Annotated in this window: 22 protein-coding genes; 6 read left to right on the forward strand and 16 right to left on the reverse strand. The window is 69.6% G+C overall.

Features of this window, described 5'->3' with window-relative positions:
- Window positions 1–123 precede the first annotated feature (123 nt).
- From L2U69_RS12955 to L2U69_RS12965, 3 genes are read left to right on the forward strand one after another with little or no spacing between them, the layout of a single operon-like run.
- Window positions 124–726, forward strand: coding sequence for a sigma-70 family RNA polymerase sigma factor (locus L2U69_RS12955; protein WP_236107518.1), 603 nt, complete (start codon window positions 124–126; stop codon window positions 724–726).
- A 1-nt stretch (window position 727) separates the two neighbouring features.
- Entirely contained in the window at window positions 728–1,183 is a 456-nt protein-coding gene (locus tag L2U69_RS12960; RefSeq protein ID WP_236107519.1) for a hypothetical protein, read from the forward strand.
- Window positions 1,173–1,706 (forward strand): periplasmic heavy metal sensor, encoded by a 534-nt coding sequence (locus L2U69_RS12965; RefSeq protein ID WP_236107520.1) that lies wholly within the window; start codon window positions 1,173–1,175, stop codon window positions 1,704–1,706. The genes L2U69_RS12960 and L2U69_RS12965 overlap by 11 nt, the downstream gene beginning before the upstream one ends.
- Window positions 1,707–1,787: 81 nt before the next feature.
- Here L2U69_RS12965 and L2U69_RS12970 read toward each other — a convergent pair whose 3' ends face one another.
- The 10 genes from L2U69_RS12970 to flgB all read right to left on the reverse strand — a co-directional run bounded on the left by L2U69_RS12970 (window position 1,788) and on the right by flgB (window position 10,689).
- Window positions 1,788–2,783, reverse strand: coding sequence for an LLM class flavin-dependent oxidoreductase (locus tag L2U69_RS12970; RefSeq protein ID WP_236107521.1), 996 nt, complete (start codon window positions 2,781–2,783; stop codon window positions 1,788–1,790).
- Window positions 2,780–3,406, reverse strand: coding sequence for a glutathione S-transferase family protein (locus tag L2U69_RS12975; protein ID WP_236107522.1), 627 nt, complete (start codon window positions 3,404–3,406; stop codon window positions 2,780–2,782). The genes L2U69_RS12970 and L2U69_RS12975 overlap by 4 nt, the downstream gene beginning before the upstream one ends.
- 81 nt (window positions 3,407–3,487) lie before the next feature.
- The gene (gene recA / locus L2U69_RS12980; RefSeq protein ID WP_236107523.1) at window positions 3,488–4,570 is read right to left on the reverse strand and encodes a recombinase RecA; all 1,083 of its coding nucleotides are present in this window, start codon (window positions 4,568–4,570) and stop codon (window positions 3,488–3,490) included.
- Between the two features lie 120 nt (window positions 4,571–4,690).
- Window positions 4,691–7,078, reverse strand: a complete 2,388-nt coding sequence (locus tag L2U69_RS12985) for a hybrid sensor histidine kinase/response regulator (protein ID WP_236107525.1) — start codon at window positions 7,076–7,078, stop codon at window positions 4,691–4,693.
- Window positions 7,079–7,166: 88 nt separating this feature from the next.
- Window positions 7,167–8,246: a flagellar biosynthesis protein FlhB gene (flhB, locus tag L2U69_RS12990; RefSeq protein ID WP_236107527.1), complete on the reverse strand. Its 1,080-nt coding sequence runs from the start codon at window positions 8,244–8,246 to the stop codon at window positions 7,167–7,169.
- A 9-nt stretch (window positions 8,247–8,255) separates the two neighbouring features.
- Window positions 8,256–9,011, reverse strand: coding sequence for a flagellar biosynthetic protein FliR (gene fliR / locus L2U69_RS12995; protein WP_236107529.1), 756 nt, complete (start codon window positions 9,009–9,011; stop codon window positions 8,256–8,258).
- A gap of 2 nt (window positions 9,012–9,013) precedes the next feature.
- Entirely contained in the window at window positions 9,014–9,370 is a 357-nt protein-coding gene (gene fliQ / locus L2U69_RS13000) for a flagellar biosynthesis protein FliQ (RefSeq protein WP_329605402.1), read from the reverse strand.
- A gap of 97 nt (window positions 9,371–9,467) precedes the next feature.
- Window positions 9,468–9,806 (reverse strand): flagellar hook-basal body complex protein FliE, encoded by a 339-nt coding sequence (fliE, locus tag L2U69_RS13005; protein ID WP_236107531.1) that lies wholly within the window; start codon window positions 9,804–9,806, stop codon window positions 9,468–9,470.
- A 20-nt stretch (window positions 9,807–9,826) separates the two neighbouring features.
- The gene (gene flgC, locus L2U69_RS13010) at window positions 9,827–10,240 is read right to left on the reverse strand and encodes a flagellar basal body rod protein FlgC (RefSeq protein WP_236107533.1); all 414 of its coding nucleotides are present in this window, start codon (window positions 10,238–10,240) and stop codon (window positions 9,827–9,829) included.
- A 14-nt stretch (window positions 10,241–10,254) separates the two neighbouring features.
- Window positions 10,255–10,689 carry a flagellar basal body rod protein FlgB gene (gene flgB, locus L2U69_RS13015; RefSeq protein WP_236107535.1) on the reverse strand — a complete coding sequence of 145 codons (435 nt, stop codon included), beginning with the start codon at window positions 10,687–10,689 and terminating at the stop codon, window positions 10,255–10,257.
- Between the two features lie 134 nt (window positions 10,690–10,823).
- Between flgB and L2U69_RS13020 the strand changes: the two genes are divergently transcribed.
- From L2U69_RS13020 to fliP, 3 genes are read left to right on the forward strand one after another with little or no spacing between them, the layout of a single operon-like run.
- Window positions 10,824–11,168, forward strand: a complete 345-nt coding sequence (locus L2U69_RS13020) for an EscU/YscU/HrcU family type III secretion system export apparatus switch protein (RefSeq protein ID WP_236107537.1) — start codon at window positions 10,824–10,826, stop codon at window positions 11,166–11,168.
- Entirely contained in the window at window positions 11,165–11,479 is a 315-nt protein-coding gene (locus L2U69_RS13025) for a flagellar biosynthetic protein FliO (RefSeq protein ID WP_236107540.1), read from the forward strand. Before L2U69_RS13020 ends, L2U69_RS13025 begins: the two co-directional genes overlap by 4 nt.
- Window positions 11,479–12,213, forward strand: a complete 735-nt coding sequence (fliP, locus tag L2U69_RS13030; RefSeq protein WP_236107661.1) for a flagellar type III secretion system pore protein FliP — start codon at window positions 11,479–11,481, stop codon at window positions 12,211–12,213. The genes L2U69_RS13025 and fliP overlap by 1 nt, the downstream gene beginning before the upstream one ends.
- Before the next feature lie 39 nt (window positions 12,214–12,252).
- On the opposite strand, the gene L2U69_RS13035 is transcribed toward fliP, so the two are convergent.
- From L2U69_RS13035 to L2U69_RS13060, 6 genes are read right to left on the reverse strand one after another with little or no spacing between them, the layout of a single operon-like run.
- Window positions 12,253–15,423, reverse strand: coding sequence for a tetratricopeptide repeat protein (locus L2U69_RS13035; RefSeq protein ID WP_236107542.1), 3,171 nt, complete (start codon window positions 15,421–15,423; stop codon window positions 12,253–12,255).
- 15 nt (window positions 15,424–15,438) lie between these two features.
- Window positions 15,439–16,122 (reverse strand): protein phosphatase CheZ, encoded by a 684-nt coding sequence (locus L2U69_RS13040; RefSeq protein WP_236107544.1) that lies wholly within the window; start codon window positions 16,120–16,122, stop codon window positions 15,439–15,441.
- A gap of 8 nt (window positions 16,123–16,130) precedes the next feature.
- The gene (locus L2U69_RS13045) at window positions 16,131–16,853 is read right to left on the reverse strand and encodes a MotE family protein (RefSeq protein ID WP_236107545.1); all 723 of its coding nucleotides are present in this window, start codon (window positions 16,851–16,853) and stop codon (window positions 16,131–16,133) included.
- Complete coding sequence (locus L2U69_RS13050) at window positions 16,850–17,254, reverse strand: DUF6468 domain-containing protein (protein WP_236107546.1); 405 nt, start codon at window positions 17,252–17,254, stop codon at window positions 16,850–16,852. The genes L2U69_RS13045 and L2U69_RS13050 overlap by 4 nt, the downstream gene beginning before the upstream one ends.
- Window positions 17,251–18,417, reverse strand: a complete 1,167-nt coding sequence (gene fliM, locus L2U69_RS13055) for a flagellar motor switch protein FliM (protein ID WP_236107547.1) — start codon at window positions 18,415–18,417, stop codon at window positions 17,251–17,253. The genes L2U69_RS13050 and fliM overlap by 4 nt, the downstream gene beginning before the upstream one ends.
- Window positions 18,417–18,995: a flagellar basal body-associated FliL family protein gene (locus L2U69_RS13060; protein ID WP_236107548.1), complete on the reverse strand. Its 579-nt coding sequence runs from the start codon at window positions 18,993–18,995 to the stop codon at window positions 18,417–18,419. The genes fliM and L2U69_RS13060 overlap by 1 nt, the downstream gene beginning before the upstream one ends.
- Window positions 18,996–19,000: the final 5 nt, after the last annotated feature.

Below are 19,000 nucleotides of genomic sequence, written 5' to 3' on the forward strand. Positions count from 1 at the left end.
GGCCGAAGCTAGCGAAGCTTGCCCCCTTGGGTAAAGCGTCTAGGCGGCACGCAGGAAATTTGCGGGACGGGCGTTACATCGAGGTGACGCAACGGAACTGACGACGTGGACGGCAAGGCCCGAATGGCGCAAGCGAAGGACGTTTCCACAGGCGCCGACCTGATGGACGCGGACGACGAAGACCTGATGGCGGCCATCGCGCGCGGCGGCGAGGCGGCTTTCGGCGAACTGATGGACCGCCATCTGTCGCGGGCCGTGGCGCTGGCGCAGCGCGTGACGCGCAATCGGGCGGTGGCGGACGAGATCGCGCAGGAAGCCTTCCTGCGGGTCTGGACCGGCGCCGGCCGCTGGCAGCCCACGGCGCGGGTTTCAACCTGGCTCTGGCGAATCGTGATGAATCTGTCTCTCGATCATATGCGCAAGCACCGCCCCGCCGCCCTCGACGACGTGCCCGAACCGGTCGACCCCGGCGAGGATCCGGAGGAAGCGGCGACCAGGCTCGAACTCGGCCGCGCCCTCGAAGCGGCGCTGGCGGGCCTGCCGGAACGTCAGGCCCAGGCGGTGCGGCTCTGCCTCGCCGACGGTTTCAGCCAGGCCGAGGCGAGCGCCCTTCTCGACGTGAGCGAGGGCGCGCTCGAATCCCTTCTCGTGCGGGCGCGGCGCAGCCTTCGGGCCGCGCTTTCCGACCACGACCCTGCCCGATCCCTTGCCGGAAAGGTGCACTGACATGACCAGGACGATGACACCAGACCAGTTCCAGGCCGAACTCGACCGCCGCGGCCCCGATCTCGCGGCATGGGATCCGGACCGCGCGGCGGCGGCGCGCCTGCTGCTCGACACTTCCGCCGAGGCTCGGGCGATGCATGGGGCGGCCCGGCGCATGGCCGCCCTGCTGGCCCGCCCGGCACCCGATGTTTCCGACCTGAAGGCGCGGATCATGGCGGCGGCGCGGGCCTCCGGCCAGGCGATCAGGGACAATGTTGTGGTGCCCTTCCCGACCCGGCGCGTGGTGGCGCCGGCCGCCTTCGCCCTCGCCGCCTCGCTGCTGTTCGGCGTCTTCGCCGGCTGGAGCGGCCTGATCACCGATCCCTTCGGCACCGATCCCTTCGGTACTCAGGCGGTGGACGACGACCCCACCTATGAATTCCAGGCCCTGATGGCGGGAGACAATTATGACAGCTGAACGGCGCTGGATCATCGGCCTGGTGGTCGCCCTCACCGTCTCGCTGGCGGGCAATCTGCTCGTCGCCGGCGTCGTCGCCTCCCACTGGTTCGGCGATCGCCCGCCGCCGCCCGTCAGCCTGGCCAATCCCTATATGGTCGAAGGCCTGTTCGAGGATCTCTCGCCCGAAGGGCGCGATGCGCTCCGCGACAGCCTGCGCGCCGCGCGGCGCGACCTGAAGGAGACGTTCCGCGACCTGCACGGGGCGCGCCGCGAGTTGCGCCGCCTGATGGTGGCCGATCCCTTCGACCGCGCGGCCTTCGAGGCGGCGACGGCGAAGATGACCGCCCTCGGCGACACGGTCGAACACCGCATGCAGCAGGCCTTCACCGAAGCGGTCTCGCGGATGTCGCTCGAAGACCGCCAGCACTTCAAGCCCGGCCGCCCGCCCCGCCCCGACCGCGATCGGGATCGGGATCGGGATCGGGATAGAGACCGGGAGGGCCCGCCCCTCGAAGGCCCGCCACCGCCGCCCCGGCCCTGAGGCCGGGGTCCGGCGACGGGAAAGCGCGCTGTCCCGGCAAGGATCCCGCCCTTCGCCGGGGCGACGGGCCGGGCGGGAACATCAGCCCGGCGCGAGCAATTCGTAGGAGCGGAGCCGCGCCGCGAAATCATGGGTGATGGTGACGATCATCAGTTCGTCGGCCCGGACGCTGTCGGAAAGATCCTGGAGCCGCGCCCTTACCGTCGCCACGTCGCCGGCGACGCCGCGCGCCGCGACCATGTCCAGGCGCCGGCGCGCCGGCTCGGGCAGGGCGTCGAAATCGACGGCGTCGGGCGCCGGGAAGGGAATGTCCCGGCCGGAGAGCAGGTTGAGCACCCAGACGTCCCGCGTGCGCGCCAGATAGCGGGCCTCCTCGTCCGTATCGGCGGCGAGCGCGAAGACGGCCGGCATGACGCGCGGTTCGGGCGTCAGGCCGGGGCGGAAGCTGCGGCGATAGACGTCGACCGCCTGCACCAGATTGTCCGGATTGATGAAATGGGCATAGGCGAAACCGGCCCCCAGGGCACCTGCGTAGGCCGCCGAGTCGCCGCCGGAGCCGAGCAGCCAGAGATCCGGCACGCCCGTCCCCTGGGGCTGGGCCTTGACCTTGGAGAACGGGTGTTCCGCCGCCATGTCGCCCCGCAGATAGGCGAGAAGATCGACCAATTGTTCGGGAAAGACCTCCGGGCCGTAGGCGGTCGGCCCGGTGCGCAGCGCCGCCGTCGACAATTGATCGCCGCCCGGCGCGCGCCCGAGGCCGAGGTCGATGCGCCCGGGGTGCAGGGTCTCCAGCATGCGGAAACTCTCCGCCACCTTGAGCGGCGAATAATGGGACAGCATGACGCCGCCGGTGCCGAGGCGGATATGATCGGTGCGGTCCGCCAGATGGCCGATCAGCACCTCGGGCACCGAGCCCGCGAAGGCGGCGGAGGAATGATGCTCCGCGCACCAGAAGCGCCGATAGCCCCATTGCTCCGCCCGGCGTGCGAGTTCGACGGTCTCGGCCACGGCGTCGGCCGCCGTGCCGCCGAACCGGATCGGCGACTGGTCGAGGACGGAGAGCGGCGGCAGGCTCACGAAGCCGCCGCCATGTCCGCATCGTCCAATTCGGTGGCGCGGACATGGGCCGGCCGCGCGGCGAGGCGCGCCCAATAGGTCTCGAAGGCCGGGCGCTTCTCGAGCGTGCCGAATTGCAGGCCCCAGCCGATCTGGGACCCGAGGTAGACGTCGGCGGCGCTGAAGCGATCGCCCAGCAGATAGGCCCCGGCCGATACCGCGCCTTCGAGGCCGTCGAGCATGGCGTCGTAACTGCCGTAACCGACCATGACACGCTTGTCCGCCGGCACCTGTAGCCCCAGCGCGCGATCCGTCACCGCCTGTTCGACGGGGCCGGCGCCGAAGAAGAGCCATCGGTAGTAGGCGCCGCGCAGGGGATCCCGTGGATCGGGCGCGAGGCCGGCGGCCGGAAAGGCGTCGGCCAGATAGGCGCAGATGGCGGCGCATTCGGTCACGACCACGGCCCCATGGACCAGCGCCGGCACCTTGCCCATGGGATTGATCGCCAGATAGTCCGGCGTCTTCATCGCGCCGGCATAACCGAGCACGCGGGTTTCGTACGGAATGCCCGTCTCTTCGAGCATCCAGCGCGCGATGCGGCCGCGCGACATGGGGTTGGTGTAGAGAATCACGCCGTCGCTCATGCCGTTCCCTCCTTCGTGCCGAAGGCCCGCGCCGTCCCGAAGGAAAGGTCGCGGGCCCGCAGGCCGATCCTCGGTCCGACGTCAGGCGTCGGATTCACTGCCTTCGGCGTCCGCCTCTGGCGCGCCGGTCATGGCGGCGGAGACGATGCCGGCGTTCGCGCGGATCTTGCGCTCGATCTCGTCGGCCATTTCGGGATGTTCGTCGAGGAAGGTCTTGGCGTTCTCCCGGCCCTGGCCGATGCGCTGGCTGTCGTAGGAGAACCAGGAGCCCGACTTGTCGACGATGCCCGCCTTGATGCCGAGATCGATGAGTTCGCCCGCCTTCGAGGTGCCGCAGCCGTACATGATGTCGAACAGCGATTCCTTGAACGGCGGCGCCATCTTGTTCTTGACCACCTTCACCTTGGTCTGGTTGCCCACCACCTCGTCCTTGTCCTTGATCGCGCCGATGCGGCGGATGTCGAGGCGGACGGAGGAATAGAACTTCAGGGCGTTGCCGCCGGTGGTGGTTTCGGGGCTGCCGAACATCACACCGATCTTCTGGCGGATCTGGTTGATGAAGATCACCATGCAGTTGGTCTTGGAGATCGAGCCCGTGAGCTTGCGCAGCGCCTGGGACATCAGGCGCGCCTGCAGGCCGACATGGGAATCGCCCATCTCGCCCTCGAGTTCGGCGCGGGGCGTCAGCGCCGCCACCGAGTCGATCACCAGGACCTCGACCGCGCCGGAGCGCACCAGCGTATCGGCGATCTCGAGCGCCTGTTCGCCGGTGTCGGGCTGGGAGATCAGCAGTTCGTCGACGTCGACGCCGAGCTTCCGGGCATAGATCGGATCGAGCGCGTGCTCCGCGTCGACGAAGGCGCAGATGCCGCCCTTGCGCTGGGCATTGGCCACCACCTGGAGCGCCAGCGTCGTCTTGCCCGAGGATTCCGGCCCATAGATCTCGACGATGCGGCCGCGCGGCAGGCCGCCGATGCCGAGCGCGATGTCGAGCCCGAGGGAGCCGGTCGAAATCGCCTCCGCCTCGACGACGCTTTCCCGGGCACCGAGTTTCATCACCGAGCCCTTGCCGAAGGCCCGTTCAATCTGCCCGAGGGCGGCCTCCAGGGCCTTCTGCTTGTCCATGTTTTCCGATCCGACGAGGCGTAGAGCTGGCGACGACATGAGCTGGACCTCCTTATTTCAAAGCCCCGGGCGGGTTGCAACCCGCAACGAATGTACTTCATTCGTTCTCTTTTACAATCACCTTTTGTTCTCTTCCCCGCACGGCCCGCCGCGGCCCGCTCAAGGATGGTGGTCCAGCACCTCGCGCACCAGGGCGGCCAGCTGCTTCAGGGTGAAGGGCTTGGCCAGGAAGGTGAAATCGAGGCCGGGGTCCAGACTCTTGCGGAACTGTTCCTCGGCATAGCCGGAAATCATGATCACCTTCAGGTCCGGACGCTTCTCGATCGCCTGCCTGGCAAGCGTCGGCCCGTCCATGGAGGGCATGACCACGTCCGAGACGAGAAGGTCGATTCGCCCGTCGTGGCCGTCCATGATCTCGATCGCCTCCTCCCCCGTCGGGGCGTCGAGCACCTGATAGCCCTGCCGGCGCAGCGCGCGGACGGCGAAATTGCGTACCGCGTCCTCGTCCTCGACCATCAGGATGGTCTCGTGGCCCGGCGCCTCGTCCTTGCCCTTGTCGGCGGGTTCATGGGTGTCGGCGGTCGCCACCTCCGCCTCCGCCAGATAGCGCGGCAGGGCGATGCGGAAGGTGGTGCCGTGGCCGATCTCGCTCTCGACCACGATGGAGCCGCCGGTCTGCTGCACGATGCCGTAGACCGTGGACAGGCCGAGGCCGGTGCCCGCGCCCACTTCCTTCGTCGTGAAGAAGGGCTCGAAGATCTTGGGCAGCACGTCGCGCGGTATGCCGTGGCCGCTGTCCCGCACCTCGATCAGCACGTAATCGCCGGGCGGAAGCTGCATCGCGGCGATGGTCCGCGCCTCGCGCCGGGGCAGGTTGCGGGTGCGGATCAGGATGCGGCCGCCCTCGGCCATGGCGTCGCGCGCGTTGACCACCAGATTGATGATCACCTGATCGAACTGGGACGGATCGACCCGCACCAGGCCGAGCTTCTGGTCGTGTTCCAGTTCGAGGCGGATGTTGGCGCCGATCAGGCGCCGCAGCAGGGTCGAGAGATCGTTCAGCGTGTCGCGGATGTCGATCACCTTCGGCCGCAGCGTCTGGCGGCGCGAGAAGGCGAGGAGCTGGCGCGTCAGATTGGCCGCGCGATTGGCGTTCTGCTTGATCTGCATGACGTCGGGAAAGGACTCGTCCTCGGGCCCGTGGCGGGTCAGCAGCAGGTCGCAGAAACCGATGATCGCGGTCAGCAGATTGTTGAAGTCGTGGGCGATGCCGCCGGCGAGCTGGCCCACCGCCTGCATCTTCTGGGACTGCACGAATTGTTCCTCGAGCGCCTTCTGGGCCGAGACGTCGAGCATGTAGACGATGCGGGTGGGCTGGTCGCCGCCCGCCTGAAAGCGGCTCTCGCGCGTCGCGAACAGCCGCAGCGTCAGCCCCGGCGTCGCCTTGAAGCGGAGTTCCGCGCTCGCCCCCTCGGTCCCGGCCAGCACCTGGGCGAAATCGACCGCCGCCTTGGTGTCGTCTGACGGCCAGTCGACCAGCTTGTGCAGATCCTGGCCGAGCACGCGGCCGGGTTCCGCGGCCCCCGTCACCAGTTCGGCGAAGACCGGATTGGCCTCCTCGACCAGCCCGTCCGACGAGAGCGCGGCGATGCCGACCGGCGCGTCGTCGATGAAGCGCCCGAAACGCTCGGCGGATTCCGCCAGCGCCTCGACCGAGCGCACGATCTCGCGCAGGTCGATGACGAGGCCGCCCTTGGGCCCGCCATCGCCGCCCGACTGCAGCACGACCTCGACCGGAAAGGGTTCTTCCCCCACCGGCAGGAGATCGGCGCGATAGCGGTCGTCGCCGACGTCCGGATAGTCGACCGGGCGGAACACGTCGAAAATGGCGATGGCGCCATCGGTGAAATCCTCCACCTGGCGGTTCAGCCAGCTGGCGAGGGTCGCGTTGACCGCCGCGATCGCGCCCCCGGCGCCGATCTCGAACCAGCCGAGATCGGCGTGCTCGAAGATTCCGGGATCGACCCGCGCCGGCTCGGAAACCTCGCGCGCCGTGATCACGTAATAGCTGGCCAGCGTGCCGAGGCCGCGTCCCGAAACCTCCACCTGGCGGCCGCCGTCGCCCAGGGCGAAAACGCGCTCGCGCCCCTGCTCCGCGGTGTCCACCCAGGGGTCGGGCACGCCGTCGAGGGGCAGGCCCAGGCTCTGCCAGGGCATATTGTGCTGGATCACCAGGCCCTCGGGCCCGACGATCGCGCGCGCCACGGCGGAGAGCGCCATGGCGGGGCCGATCTCGTCGATCATGGCCTCGACCGACTGGCGCCGGCGGCGGTCGGCCAGACGGGTGCGAATGGTGATCGCCGCCATCGGAATGGCGACGGCGATGATCCCGACGATCCCCATCAGGACATCGCCGGTCGCGATGCCGACGCCGATCAGCGCCCCGCCGGCCCCGGCCAGGGTGCCGCGCAGGAAGGGCAGGATGGAACGCCCCTTGCGCGGCCGCCGCTTCGTCTTCTGGATTTCCGACTCGGGCGTCGTGGTCATTTACGCAAGCATCCCCCCGGATCGCACCGCATCGGTCCTGTTTGCCACCGAAGCCGGGCGCAAGGCAAAGGGATTGCGCCGTCGCCCCTCAACTGCGCCGTGCCTGCCCGCCGCGCCGGCGCAGGACGAAGCCGATCACCTCGGCGACCGCCCTGTAGTGTTCGGGCGGCACTTCCTCGTCCACCTCGACCGCGGCATAGAGCGCGCGGGCGAGCGGCGGGTTCTCGACCAGCGGCACCGACGCCTCCTCGGCGACGGCGCGGATGCGCGCGGCGAGCGAATCGGCACCCTTCGCCACCACCATGGGCGCGCCCATGGTCGCCGCCTCGTATTTCAGGGCGACGGCGAAATGGGTCGGGTTGGTCACCACCACATCCGCCGTCGGCACCGCCGCCATCATGCGCCGGCGGATGCGCGCGCGCGCCAGCTGGCGCTGGCGGCCCTTGATCTGGGGATCGCCCTCCTGCTGCTTGTGCTCGTCCTTGACCTCCTGCTTGGTCATGCGCAGGCGGCGGATACGCTCGAAGCGCTGGAACAGATAGTCGGCCCCGGCGATCACCGCCAGCACGGCCAGCGCCCCGCCGAAGAGACGGATCACGGCGAACAGGATGAGACCCGCGAGGTCCGAGAAATCATGCAGCGGCGCGGTGACGAGCAGATCGAAGGAGGGCCAGGCGGCGATGGTGGCACCGGCGCCGACCGCGACGATCTTCAGAATGCCCTTCACGAATTCCATCAGGCCCTGGCGCGAGAAGATGCGCCCCAGGCCCTTGATGGGTGAAAGCTTGGAGAGGTCGGGCTTCATCTTCTCGGCGGTGAAGACGATCTTGTGCTGGAGCGCGTGGCTGGCGATCGCGGCGAAGACGAGCAGCAGCAGGGGCAGGCCGAGGCCGACCATCATGTCGGTCCCGACCTCGAACAGCAGGTCGACGCCGGCGCGCCCGTCCATGGAGATGCGCCAGCCATGGTCGATCAGCCCGGCCAGTCGCTCGCCCATGGCGGGGCCGGTCACCGTGGCGATGATCACGATGGCGCCCAGCCCGGCGGCGAGGCCGAACCAGTGACCGACCTCGTTGCTCTTGAGGACGTCGCCGCGCTTCTCCGCATCCTGGAGCCGTTTCGCGGTCGGCTCTTCCGTTTTGGAGGATTCGTCCTGATCTTCCGACATGTCTGTCTCCTAGGGGATCAGGGGGCCGAGGGCGGCGACGAAACCATCGAGGAAGATGGTGATGGCGAAACCGATGGTCAGGCCGAACAGCAGGAAGGCCAGGGGCAATTGCAGCGGCATGGCGATGAAGAACACCTGCATTACCGGCATCAGCCGGTTCATCAGGCCGAGCAGCACGTTGAACACCACCCCGAAGGCGAGGAACGGCGCCGCCATCTGCAGGCCGAGGGCGAAAGTGTCGGCAACCACCCCGGTCGCCAGCCGCGCCAGATCGCCGACCGGCACGGCGCCCTGCACCGGAAACAGGCTGTAACTCTCCACCAGGGCGGCGATCAGCAGGTGGTGCATGTCGGTGATGACGATGATCGTCGTCCCCAGCAGGACCAGGAAATTCGACGAGATCGCCGATTGCGTGCCCTGGGTCGGATCGACGTTCTGGGCGACGGCGAGGCCCGACTGCACGGCGATGATGGTGCCGGCGACATGGAGCGCGGTCACCGTGAGACGGGCGATGCCGGCGATGGCGAGACCGATCAGCACCTGCCCGCCGATCAGCGGCAGCAGCATCATGGGCGCCGTCGGCAGTGCCGGCAGGTCGCCCGCCCGGGGCGCCACCACGATCGACAGCAGGATCGCGAGCGCGAGGCGAAGCCGGACCTGGACATATTGCTCGCCGAAGACGGGCAGCACCATGACCATGGCGCCGATGCGGGCGAAGACCAGCGCGAAGGAGAACACCGCCCCCGGCAGGATCTGGTCCAGCATGATCAGCCCCCGGGTGGCGCGCCGCCGCCCTGGGGCGCCTCGCCATCCAGGGGCCCGGGCCCGGCCGGCAGCGGACCGGACTGTACCGGTGCCTGGCCCCGGTCGCCGACCCGGGCCATGATCTGCAGGGTGAAGGCGCCGAGCTGTTCGCCCATGAACGGCAGGGCGATCAGCAGGACGGCGAAGATCGCCAGGATCTTCGGCACGAAACTGAGGGTCGCCTCCTGAATCTGGGTCAGGGCCTGGAGCAGCGAGATCACCAGCCCGACGCCGAGCGCGATCAGCATCACCGGCGCCGAAACGACCAGGATGGTGAACAGGGCCTCGCGGGCGATATCCAGGGCTTCACCGGCGGTCAATGCTTTCCCCATCCCGACGACGCCGGAAGGGCCGGCGCCCGGGTATTGCGTGACCGATCGGGACCGACGCGCCGGCCTGTGCCAGGCCCGGGGTGCGTCAGATCGGCATGCGCATGATTTCCTGATAGGCTGACACGACCTTGTCGCGTACCGCAACCACGGCCTGAAGCGTGACCTCGGCATTGGTCAGGGCGGTCACCACCTGGGTGACGTCGGCCTTGCCGACGGCGGCGGCCATGGAAGCCTGGTCCGCCGCGGCGGCGGTCTGCACCGCATCGTCCATGGCGCGGCCGAGCACGGCGCCGAAACTGTCGTCCGGGCGCCCCGCCGTCTCGTTCGAGAGCGGCGCCGGGGTATCGCCGGCACCGCCGGCCCCCGCGCCGCGACGAAGGGCTTCGTTATAGGCGCCAAGCGCCCGGCTCGCGATCGGGTCCATGGTCTATCCTCGTCCTTCGGTCACGAACGCAGCAGGTCGATGGTGCGCATCAGCATGGTGCGCGCCGAATCGATGACGTTCAGATTGGCTTCATAGGTGCGCTGGGCTTGGCGCATGTCGCTCACCTCGACCAGCATGTTCACGTTCGGGGTCTGGACGTAGCCGCCCGCGTCGGCCGCCGGATGGCCGGGATCGTAGCGCCGGCCGAAGGCGGTCGGGTCCTTGCCGATCTCCTTCACGTCGACGGTCTCGGCGCCGGTGGCGCGGTCGAGCTCGTTGGCGAAGGTCACCACCTTGCGGCGATAGGGTTCGTCGCCCGGCTTCAGGCCCACCGTGTCGGCATTGGCGAGATTCTCGGCAATCACGCGCATGCGCACGCTCTGCGCCCGCATGCCGCTGGCCGAGATCAGGAGTGTCCGGTTCAGGTCGTCCATTCCGTCCTCCGCCCTCAGCTGCTCGGCCCGCGAAGCGCCGATTTCAGCATCTGCACCTGTTTCCGGTAGATGCTGGTGATCGTGTCATAATCCATCTGGTTCTCCGACAGGCGCGCCATCTCTTCCTCCAGCACCACGGCATTGCCCGACGGGCTCTCCTCGTAGTGCTTGGAGATGGGCGAGCGCTTCTCGCCGGCGCGGCCCGAGGTGGTGCCGGCCATATGGCCCGCCGCCGTCGCCGCCAATTGGTTGCGCTCGGCATGGCCGGGGCCGCCGGAGCCGAACTCGCGCTGCATCTGCCGGGCGAAGCTCTCCTCCGACAGGTCGTGCGGCACATAGCCGGGGGTATCCGCATTCGCCACGTTCTGGGCGATGACGCGCTGCCGGGTGCCGAGGAAATCCATGCGGCGCACCAGCATGCCGATCAGCGGAATATTGTTCAGGTCCATCGGGCCATGCCTCTGCCAGCCTTTGCGTGGTATCGCATGCTGGTCCCGGTGCGATTAACATCCCGTAAACGCCGCCCTGCTTCGCCCCCGGCATTGCAAAGGCTTCCTTAACCATCGTCGACCACCATGACCCGATGAAGGACATCGACCGCAAGCCAACGTCGAAGGCCGTCGCCCTCAATTACAAGCGGGGCGAGGATCCGGCGCCGCGCGTCGTCGCCAGCGGCAGGGGCGAGGTGGCGGAACGCATCATCGCCATGGCGCTCGCCCATGACGTCAAGCTGCGCGAGGATGGCGATCTGGTCGAAATCCTGGAGCGGATCGACCTCGACGAGACCATTCCCCTTGAAGCCTTCGTCGCGGTCGCGGAAATTCTCGCTCATGTCTATATGGCCAACAACCGGATGCGCGAGGCGGGCGAGGTGAGTTTCGACCAGACGGCGCCGGCCCGCGACACGCCGGCGGAAACGACCCGATGATGCCCGATCTGCTGCGGGCCGGTTTCGCTCTCGGTATCGTCATCCTGCTGATCCTGGCGCTCGGCTGGGCCTTGCGGCGCTTCGGCAACACGGGCGTGCGGCGGATGGGAAAGCGCCTCGCCGTGATCGAGAGCCTGGCGCTCGACCCGCGCCGCCGCCTCGTCCTGGTGCGCCGCGACGGCGAGGAACATCTCCTCCTGCTCGGGCCGGCGGGGGACATCGTCGTCGGTGCCGCGCGCGCGGCGCCGGCCGAGGAGACGACGGCCGCGGACGAAGACACGACGGCGGAACGGGAGCCGGGGAAGACATGATGACAAAACGCCTCGCCCCGCTCGGCCTCGGCGCCCTCGCCCTGCTCGTCGCGGGCGCCGCCCAGGCCCAGTCCATCAATCTCGACTTCGGCGATCAGGGCGGCACCACCACGGTCATCGTGCAGATGATCGTGCTGATCACGGTGCTGACGCTGGCGCCGTCGCTGCTCGTCGTCGTCACCTGCTTCGGGCGTCTCGTCGTCGTGCTGTCCCTGCTCCGGACCGCGATCGGCGCGCAGCAGACGCCGCCCAACACGATCCTGATCGGTCTCGCCCTGTTCCTGACCGCCTTCATCATGGCGCCGACCTTCGACCGCGCCTGGGAGGACGGCATCAATCCCTATATCGAAGGCCAATTGGACGAACGCGCCGCCTTCGACGCGACCGCCGCCCCCTTCCGCACCTTCATGCTGGCCCACACGCGGGAAGCCGACCTCGGCCTCTTCCTCGACATGGCCGACGGCCCGCGCCCCGATACGCCCGAGGCCGTGCCCCTGACCAGCCTGGTGCCCGCCTTCATGATCTCGGAACTGCGGCGCGCCTTCGAGATCGGCTTCCTGCTGTTCGTGCCCTTCCTGGTGATCGACATGGTCGTCGCCTCGATCCTGATGGGCATGGGCATGATGATGCTGCCGCCGGTCATCATCTCCCTGCCCTTCAAGCTGATCTTCTTCGTGCTGGTCGACGGCTGGCACCTGACCGTCGCCAGCCTGGTGCAGAGCTACGCGCCCTAGTGGTCGAACCGCGAACCTTTGGTCCACGAGCGCAGGGCGTTACTCGTCCCGCCCCAATTCGCCCGCGATCAGGCGCCGGCGCAATTCCTCGAGGAAGCTGCCGGCGCCGCCGACATTGGCCATGGTCTGGGCCAGATTGCGGGTCGAGAGGGCTTCGGGATCGCCGCCGCCGGTCATCATGGTGAAGGCGTCGGCGCTCTTGGTCTCGGCCATTGCTGGGCCCCAGGCGGCGGCCAGGCGCTTCTGGCCGGCGATGTCGCCCGACAGCGTCAGCGCCACCGCCTGACGCAACACGAGGGATTGCACCACCTCGGGCGGGGCGCCGTGGTCGGGCGGCGCGTGATCGGCCAGCAGCCGGCCGAGGGCGGCGGCGGCGGCCGGCCAGTCGCGGGCCTGCCAGGTGATCTCCGCGGCCAGCGTCGCCGCATCGGCGCTGGCATCGCCCGCCAGCAGGGCGCTGGCCTCGCCCGGACGGCCGAGATCGGCAAGCGCGCGGGCGCGCAGCAGGCGGCGCAGGCGGGCCGTCGCCTCGGCCAGCACCGGCTGTTCCGAAGTGTTCAGGACCGACAGCGCCTCCGCCGGTTCGTGATCCATCAGGTGCAGCAGGGCGAGCCTTGCCGCCACCCGCGCCTTGGGGATGCCCTGCAGGCGATAGTTCACCTGATGGCTCAGCAGGGCCTTCGCCTGATCCAGCAGGTCGACCTGCACCAGCCGGTCGGCGAGGCGGCGGATCATCTCGTCGCCGTCGTTGCCGAGCGGGGTCAGGTCGCGATAGTCGAAATAGAGCGCGACCGCCTGAACCGGCGGCATGGCATCCGCCGCGCCGCCGAGGAACAGGCGGCGGAAGGCGGTGGACAGGGTCTCCTTCAGCGCCGGCGCGCCGGGGTCCTTCGGGAACAGCTTGATCGCGAGGCGGAGCGTCTCGAAGCCCTCGCGCCAATGGCCCTCGGCCAGTTGCAGGTCGGCGAGACGGCGCAGCACCGCCAGTTCCCGGGCGTCGCCGCGCCAGGCATAGCGCAGCCGGTCGAGGCGGGCGATCGCCTCCTCCCGGTCGACGCTGCCGTCGGCGAGGCCGAGTTCGATCAGGCCGAGTTCGGCATCGACTCGGGCCACCCGCTCGCCGCTCGCCAGGGCCTTTTCGAAGGCCGTCCGGGCCGCGACGGCATCGGAACGGCGCACCGCGACCCTTCCTTCCAGCACCAGGGCCCGCGCCTTGCCGGCCGCCGTCTTCGCGCGCGACGCCAGATTGGCGGCGACGTCGCCGGCCGCGCGGATGTCGTCCGCCGCCAGTGCCGCCTCGCCCGCCGCCGCCAGCAGCCGTTCCTGATAGCGCGGCGGAAAATGCTCGATCGCGCCGAGCACGCCGGAGAAGGCGCGATGCGCCTCGACCGGCTTTCCGGCGGCGGCCAGCGCATAGCCGCGCCAGAGGGCGGCATCGGGGTTGAATTCCAGCGCCGGCATGCCGAGATCCGCCAGCGCATCCGCCGGGCGTTCCTGCATGGCCCGCGCGATGCCGCGCAGCAGGCGAAATTCGGGGGTCGAGACGATTTCCGGGTCCGCCTCCTCGATCAGGCTGGCGGCGCCGATCGCCTCCGCGCCGAAACCGGTCGCGACCAGATAGCGCGCGAGGCGCAGCCGGCTCTCCGCCCTGGCGGCATCGTCCTTGGCGAGGGCCGCCGCGCGTTCCAGGCCCGCCCGGGTTTCCGGCACAGGACCCGGCAGGCGCCAGCGCCCGACGTCCAATTCGCTTTCGGCGCGCTGGCCGAGGCCCGGCGCCGCGACCGCCGGCGCCAGGGTGGCGTCGGACAGGGTGAGACCCGCGCCATCACGGCCGATCACCACGTCCTCGCCCTCGACCCGGGCGCGCAGCCCGTCCGCCAGCGGCACGAAGGCGAGGCCCTGGACCGTCGGCAGGATTTCGAGATCGGGCAGGCGGCCGCCGACGACGACGCCCGCCCCGCCCTCGGTCAGAGGCACCACCAGGACGCGGCCGCCGATGTCGGGATCCGGCACCTCGAGCGCCGCATGGGCGCCCGGCGCGGCGACGGAGAGACGCATGTGACCCGTCGCGTCCGCGCGCGGGCTGGCCACCAGGGGCCGGAGAGGCGGACGCGCCTCGGCGCCGAAGAGGAATTTCCAGCCGTTCTCGACCGCCGTCGCCCGGGGCGGCAGGCGCCGGCCCATAAGCCGGAAGCCGGAACCGCCCGGCACCTCGAGCGGGGCTACCGCGCCGAGGCCGTCGAGTGCCTCGGCAAGCGCGCCGGAAGCGGCACCGCCCGGCGCATCGAAGACGAACCAGAGGGATTCGCCGCGCCCGAAGACGGCCGCCGCCACCGGCGCCCCGAAGTCCATTTCGACCTCGACCCCCGACGGCCCGCGCCGCCGGGTCACCTTGGCGGCCCCCGCCACGGGCGCGGGCAATGCCTCGGCAACGGTTTCGACGGGCGCCGGGGCGGGTGGCGGCACCGGCGCGGGGGCCGGGGACCGGGCCGCGTCATGGGCATCCGGGGCCTCCACCGGCGGAACGGATGGCGTCTCGACCTCGGGCGCGCGCGGCTTCTGGGCCGGCGCCGGCGGAACCGCCGCGGCTGCCTCCGGCGCGGGTGCCGGCGCAGGTGCCGGCTTCGGTTCGGCGGGTTGAGGTTCGTCCGGTGCCGGTTCGGCGATCCTGGGCGGCGATGGCGCCGGCGCTTCGGCTTTGGGCGGCCCCGCGGGAGTTGCGGTTTCCGGTGCGAGCGTCCCTGGCGCGGTCGTACCTGGCGCTGTCGTCCCCGGCGTGGGCGTTTCGGTTGCGGGGGCCGCCGGCGGGGCGGGCGTCAGATCGAGGACGAGCTTGTCGGCATAGCGTTCCACCTTCAGCGCCGCCGGCCCGCCCAGGGTGACGACGAGACGGCGGCCGTCGGGTGAAAGCGCGGCGCCCGTGGCGTACCGGCTCAGGCGGCGCATGGCCGACGCCGTGTCGAGACGGACCGGCGCGGAGAAACGCGCGGTCAGAGTGGTGCCGTCGAGAGCCGCCGAGGCGTCGACGCCGGGGGCGAGGTCGAAGACGAGACGGCCATAGGCGCCATGGTCCCAGCCGCGCACCCCGACCTGAGGCGCTGACGACGACATGGCGGCGGCGGGAGCGGCGGCGGGCGCGTCCTGCGCCACGGCCGGCCCGGCGGAGAAACAGCCGATGATGAAAAGTAGCGTCGGCAGGATGGCGCGCAAGACCCCGGCCCGTTCTCAGAGGGAAGCGAAGAGGCGGTCGATGTCGTCCTGGGTCACCGCCGCGTCGGGCAATTGCGGCCCGTTCAGCAGGTGGCTGTCGCCGGCGGCGGGCGGGGCCTCGGGCGGCGGCCGGTCGGGAGCGGTGGCGCGTTCCCGGAGCGCCTGGCCCGCCCCGCGCCCGCCGACGGAAACCAGCCGGGCGAGACGCTGCTCGATCACGCGCAGGGTGTCGGTCACCTTCGAGATGCGCTGGCCGGTGATGTCCTGGAAGTTCGAGGCCTCGTAGATGCGGGTGACGATATCGCTGATCTCCTGCGCCCCGGCGCCGCCGAAAGTCTCCGCCAGGGCCTGGAGTTCCTCGGCGATGTCGAGGAAGACGCCGGTCGCCGCCTCGGTCGCGTCGACGACGGAGCGGAGTTGATCGTTGGCGTGGGGAATGCGCTCGGTCGTCAGTTCCGCCGGGCCGAGCGCCTCGATCTCGGTCTGGGTCTGGTGGATATAGGCCAGCATGCCTTCCAGTTCGCGCGTGGTGTCGGCGTCGGGCCCGGCCGATCCGGTCCCGACGAGGGGGCTGCCCTCGAAGCTGTCGAGCAGGCTGGCGACGATGCGGCCGATCTCGCGGACGGAGACCGTGCCGCCGGTCTCGGCGGCGAGCGCGGCCAGCCGTTCCTCGAAAGCCGTCGCGGAAATCCCGTTCATCATCCGTCCTAGCCCCCGCTGCCCATCATCGGCGCCGCCGCCTGCGGATCGTCCTTGCGCGTCGCCAGCGCCACCGTGAGCGCCTTTGCGACTTCGGGATCCATGGCGGCCAGCACCGGCGCGACCTTCCGTTCCTTCATCCGGCTCATCACCTCGATCAGCACGGGAAAGTCGAGGGTATTGAAAATCGTCGCCGCGTCGACCGGCTTCATCGTCTCGTAGACGTTGACGAGGCGGGTCAGGCGCGCGTCCTCCTCCGCGCTGCGGGCCTCGCGGGCCTCGCCGATCTGTTCCTCGATCGCCTTGATTTCAGCCAGTTTCTCGTCGACACGGGCCTCGGCGGCGGCGATCAGGGCTTCGCGGCTGTCGAGTTCGCGCGCCCGCGCCTCGATCTCGGCGCGGCGCCGCGACAGGTTCTGCAGCACGTCGATTTCGCCCGGCGTCAGCGAATCGGGATCGAAGGCGGGCGTGCGCGTCGCCGGTGCCGCCGCCGTCTCGGTGGCGGGTTCGGGCGCGGTTCCGGTTGCCGCGTCATGGCTTTCGGCGGGCATTTCGGCCGGAACCTCGGCCGGGGCCGGGGTTTCCGCGGCCATGGCGATATTGGCGCGCGGCAGCGCCCGGTCGACGGCGTCGATCGCCTGGGGCAGGCGCAGGACGAAGGCGGCGGCGGCGACCCCCGCCACCACCGGCAGCAGCGCCATGCGGCGCGCGGATGGTTTCTTCGCGCTCATCTTATGTCCTTCAGGGCCCGGAGGAAGCCGGGATCGCCGGCCGGGGCGGCGGCGCGCGGCGCGGCTTCCGCCTCGCGTTTGGCGGAACCGGCCTTGGACAGGCGGTCCGCCAGATTGTCGGCCGAGGCGACCAGGAGCGAGAGTTCGTCCGTCGCCTTGCGCGCCGTCTCCACCTGATTGCCGAGACGGGCGGTCGAGGCTTCGGCCGCCATGCGCAATTCGATGATGCCGGCCTGGGCGCGGCGCGTCGCCTCGTTCAGGCCTTCGACCAGCAGGCGCAATTCGTCGTGACCGCCCCTCAGGCCCTGGAGCTTGCGGTGCAGCCGGACGGCGAGGACGATGGTCGCGATCAGCAGGCCGCCGAGCACCAGATCCATGACGAGGCCGATTGTATCCGTCATTCCTTGCCCCCCTCCTGCTTCGCCTTCATCAGCGACTTCTCGACCTTCACGGCAACCGTATTGCCCATGCGCCCCATGCGGCCGCGCAGCATGGGCATGCCGCCGCATTTCAGATCGATCGGCGAGTCCGGTGTGCAGTTCAGCATGATGGTCTGCCCGACCTTGAAGTTCATGACGTCACCCAGGTCCATCATCTGTTCGTCGAGGACGGCGTCGATCTGCACCTCGGTCGCCCAGAGTTCGGTCGCCAGATGGCTTTCCCAGATGGTGTCGCGGCCGAATTTCTCGCCCATGAACATCTGCAGCAGCAGTTCGCGCACCGGCTCGATCGTCGCATAGGGCAGCACCAGTTCGATGCGCCCGCCCCGATCCTCCATGTCGACGCGAAGCCGCACCAGAATCGCCGCATTGGCGTCGCGGGCGATGGTGGCGAAGCGCGGATTGACCTCCAGCCGGTCGAAGTTGAAGTCGACCGGGGTCAGCGGATCGAAGGCGGTCTTCATGTCCTTCAGGACGACGTGGACCATGCGTTCGACCAGATTGCGCTCGATCGTCGTATAGGGCCGGCCCTCGATGCGCATGGGCGTGGTGCCCTTGCGCCCGCCCAAGAGCACGTCGACGATCGAATAGATCAGGTTGGATTCGACGGTCAGCAGGCCGTAATTGTCCCATTGCTCGGCCCGGAACACCGCCAGGATCGCCGGCAGCGGGATCGAGTTCAGATATTCGCCGAACCGGATCGAAGTGATGTTGTCCAGGGTCACCTCGACATTGTCCGAGGTGAAATTGCGCATCGAGGTCGAGAGCAGGCGCACCAGCCGGTCGAAGACGATCTCCAGCATCGGCAGCCGGCCGTAGGAGACCAGCGAGGAATTGATGATCGAGCGGATGCCGGTCTGGCTGCCGGTCTGACTGTCGACGGCATCGAAGCCCAGCAGGCTGTCGATCTCGTCCTGGCTGAGGGCGCGGCCCGCCTGGCCCGCCAGCGCATCGCCGTCCTCGCCCTCGGCCCCTTCCCCCGCAGCCCCTTCGCCGTCGACACCGTCGGTCGCGGCCTCGGCCCCGGATTCGGACTCGTCGTCACCGCCGGCCATGGCGGCCCATTCGGCGGCGAGCGCGTCTTCGTCGACCGGCGTGCCGGCCTGTTCCTCGTCGTTCGCCATCACTGCACCAGCATTTCCTTGAACAGGACGTCGTCGATCCTGGCCGGCGCCATCAGTTGATTGGCCCTCGCCAGCAATTCCTCCTTCAGCCGCATCAGCCCGGCCGAACCCTCCAGATCCTCCAGCCGCAGTTCGCGCAGATAGATCTGGAACGTGTCGATCAGGCGCGGCTGCACCTTGGTCAGGACCGCCGTCACCTCGTGATCGGTGAATTGCAGCGCCAGCTTGATCTTCAGATAGGCGGCGCGATTGCCCGTGGTGTGCAGATTGACCAGCATGTCCGGCAGATCGAAGAAGATCGGATCGGCGTGTTCCGCCGCCTCCTCATCGGCGTCGCCGTGGCCGGCCGCCGCGCCATGGCCGTCGGCCCCTTCGGCGACTTCCTCGGTCCCGCCCAGCAGGGGATCGAGCAGACCGGCGAACCAGGCCCCGCCCGCCGCCAGCAGCAGGACGAGCGGCAGGATGATCAGGATCAGCTTCTTCTTGCCGCCCTTCTTGCCGCCGGCCCCCTCGCCGCCTTCCCCGCCCTCGGCGAGTCCGGAGACCAGAGAGTCCAGATCCTGTTCTGATGCCGCCATCTGCA

The sequence above is a fragment of the Zavarzinia marina genome, from assembly GCF_021568905.1.
Classification (GTDB): Bacteria; Pseudomonadota; Alphaproteobacteria; order Zavarziniales; family Zavarziniaceae; genus Zavarzinia; species Zavarzinia marina.

Excerpts from the sequence above, each read along its gene's own strand:
- L2U69_RS12955 (WP_236107518.1), top strand. The coding sequence starts at position 124 with ATGGCGCAAGCGAAGGACGTTTCCACAGGCGCCGACCTGATGGACGCG.
- L2U69_RS12960 (WP_236107519.1), top strand. The coding sequence starts at position 728 with ATGACCAGGACGATGACACCAGACCAGTTCCAGGCCGAACTCGACCGC.
- L2U69_RS12965 (WP_236107520.1), top strand. The coding sequence starts at position 1,173 with ATGACAGCTGAACGGCGCTGGATCATCGGCCTGGTGGTCGCCCTCACC.
- L2U69_RS12975 (WP_236107522.1), bottom strand. The coding sequence starts at position 3,406 with ATGAGCGACGGCGTGATTCTCTACACCAACCCCATGTCGCGCGGCCGC.
- recA (WP_236107523.1), bottom strand. The coding sequence starts at position 4,570 with ATGTCGTCGCCAGCTCTACGCCTCGTCGGATCGGAAAACATGGACAAG.
- L2U69_RS12985 (WP_236107525.1), bottom strand. The coding sequence starts at position 7,078 with ATGACCACGACGCCCGAGTCGGAAATCCAGAAGACGAAGCGGCGGCCG.
- flhB (WP_236107527.1), bottom strand. The coding sequence starts at position 8,246 with ATGTCGGAAGATCAGGACGAATCCTCCAAAACGGAAGAGCCGACCGCG.
- fliR (WP_236107529.1), bottom strand. The coding sequence starts at position 9,011 with ATGCTGGACCAGATCCTGCCGGGGGCGGTGTTCTCCTTCGCGCTGGTC.
- fliE (WP_236107531.1), bottom strand. The coding sequence starts at position 9,806 with ATGGACCCGATCGCGAGCCGGGCGCTTGGCGCCTATAACGAAGCCCTT.
- flgC (WP_236107533.1), bottom strand. The coding sequence starts at position 10,240 with ATGGACGACCTGAACCGGACACTCCTGATCTCGGCCAGCGGCATGCGG.
- flgB (WP_236107535.1), bottom strand. The coding sequence starts at position 10,689 with ATGGACCTGAACAATATTCCGCTGATCGGCATGCTGGTGCGCCGCATG.
- L2U69_RS13020 (WP_236107537.1), top strand. The coding sequence starts at position 10,824 with ATGAAGGACATCGACCGCAAGCCAACGTCGAAGGCCGTCGCCCTCAAT.
- L2U69_RS13025 (WP_236107540.1), top strand. The coding sequence starts at position 11,165 with ATGATGCCCGATCTGCTGCGGGCCGGTTTCGCTCTCGGTATCGTCATC.
- fliP (WP_236107661.1), top strand. The coding sequence starts at position 11,479 with ATGACAAAACGCCTCGCCCCGCTCGGCCTCGGCGCCCTCGCCCTGCTC.
- L2U69_RS13040 (WP_236107544.1), bottom strand. The coding sequence starts at position 16,122 with ATGAACGGGATTTCCGCGACGGCTTTCGAGGAACGGCTGGCCGCGCTC.
- L2U69_RS13045 (WP_236107545.1), bottom strand. The coding sequence starts at position 16,853 with ATGAGCGCGAAGAAACCATCCGCGCGCCGCATGGCGCTGCTGCCGGTG.
- L2U69_RS13050 (WP_236107546.1), bottom strand. The coding sequence starts at position 17,254 with ATGACGGATACAATCGGCCTCGTCATGGATCTGGTGCTCGGCGGCCTG.
- fliM (WP_236107547.1), bottom strand. The coding sequence starts at position 18,417 with ATGGCGAACGACGAGGAACAGGCCGGCACGCCGGTCGACGAAGACGCG.
- L2U69_RS13060 (WP_236107548.1), bottom strand. The coding sequence starts at position 18,995 with ATGGCGGCATCAGAACAGGATCTGGACTCTCTGGTCTCCGGACTCGCC.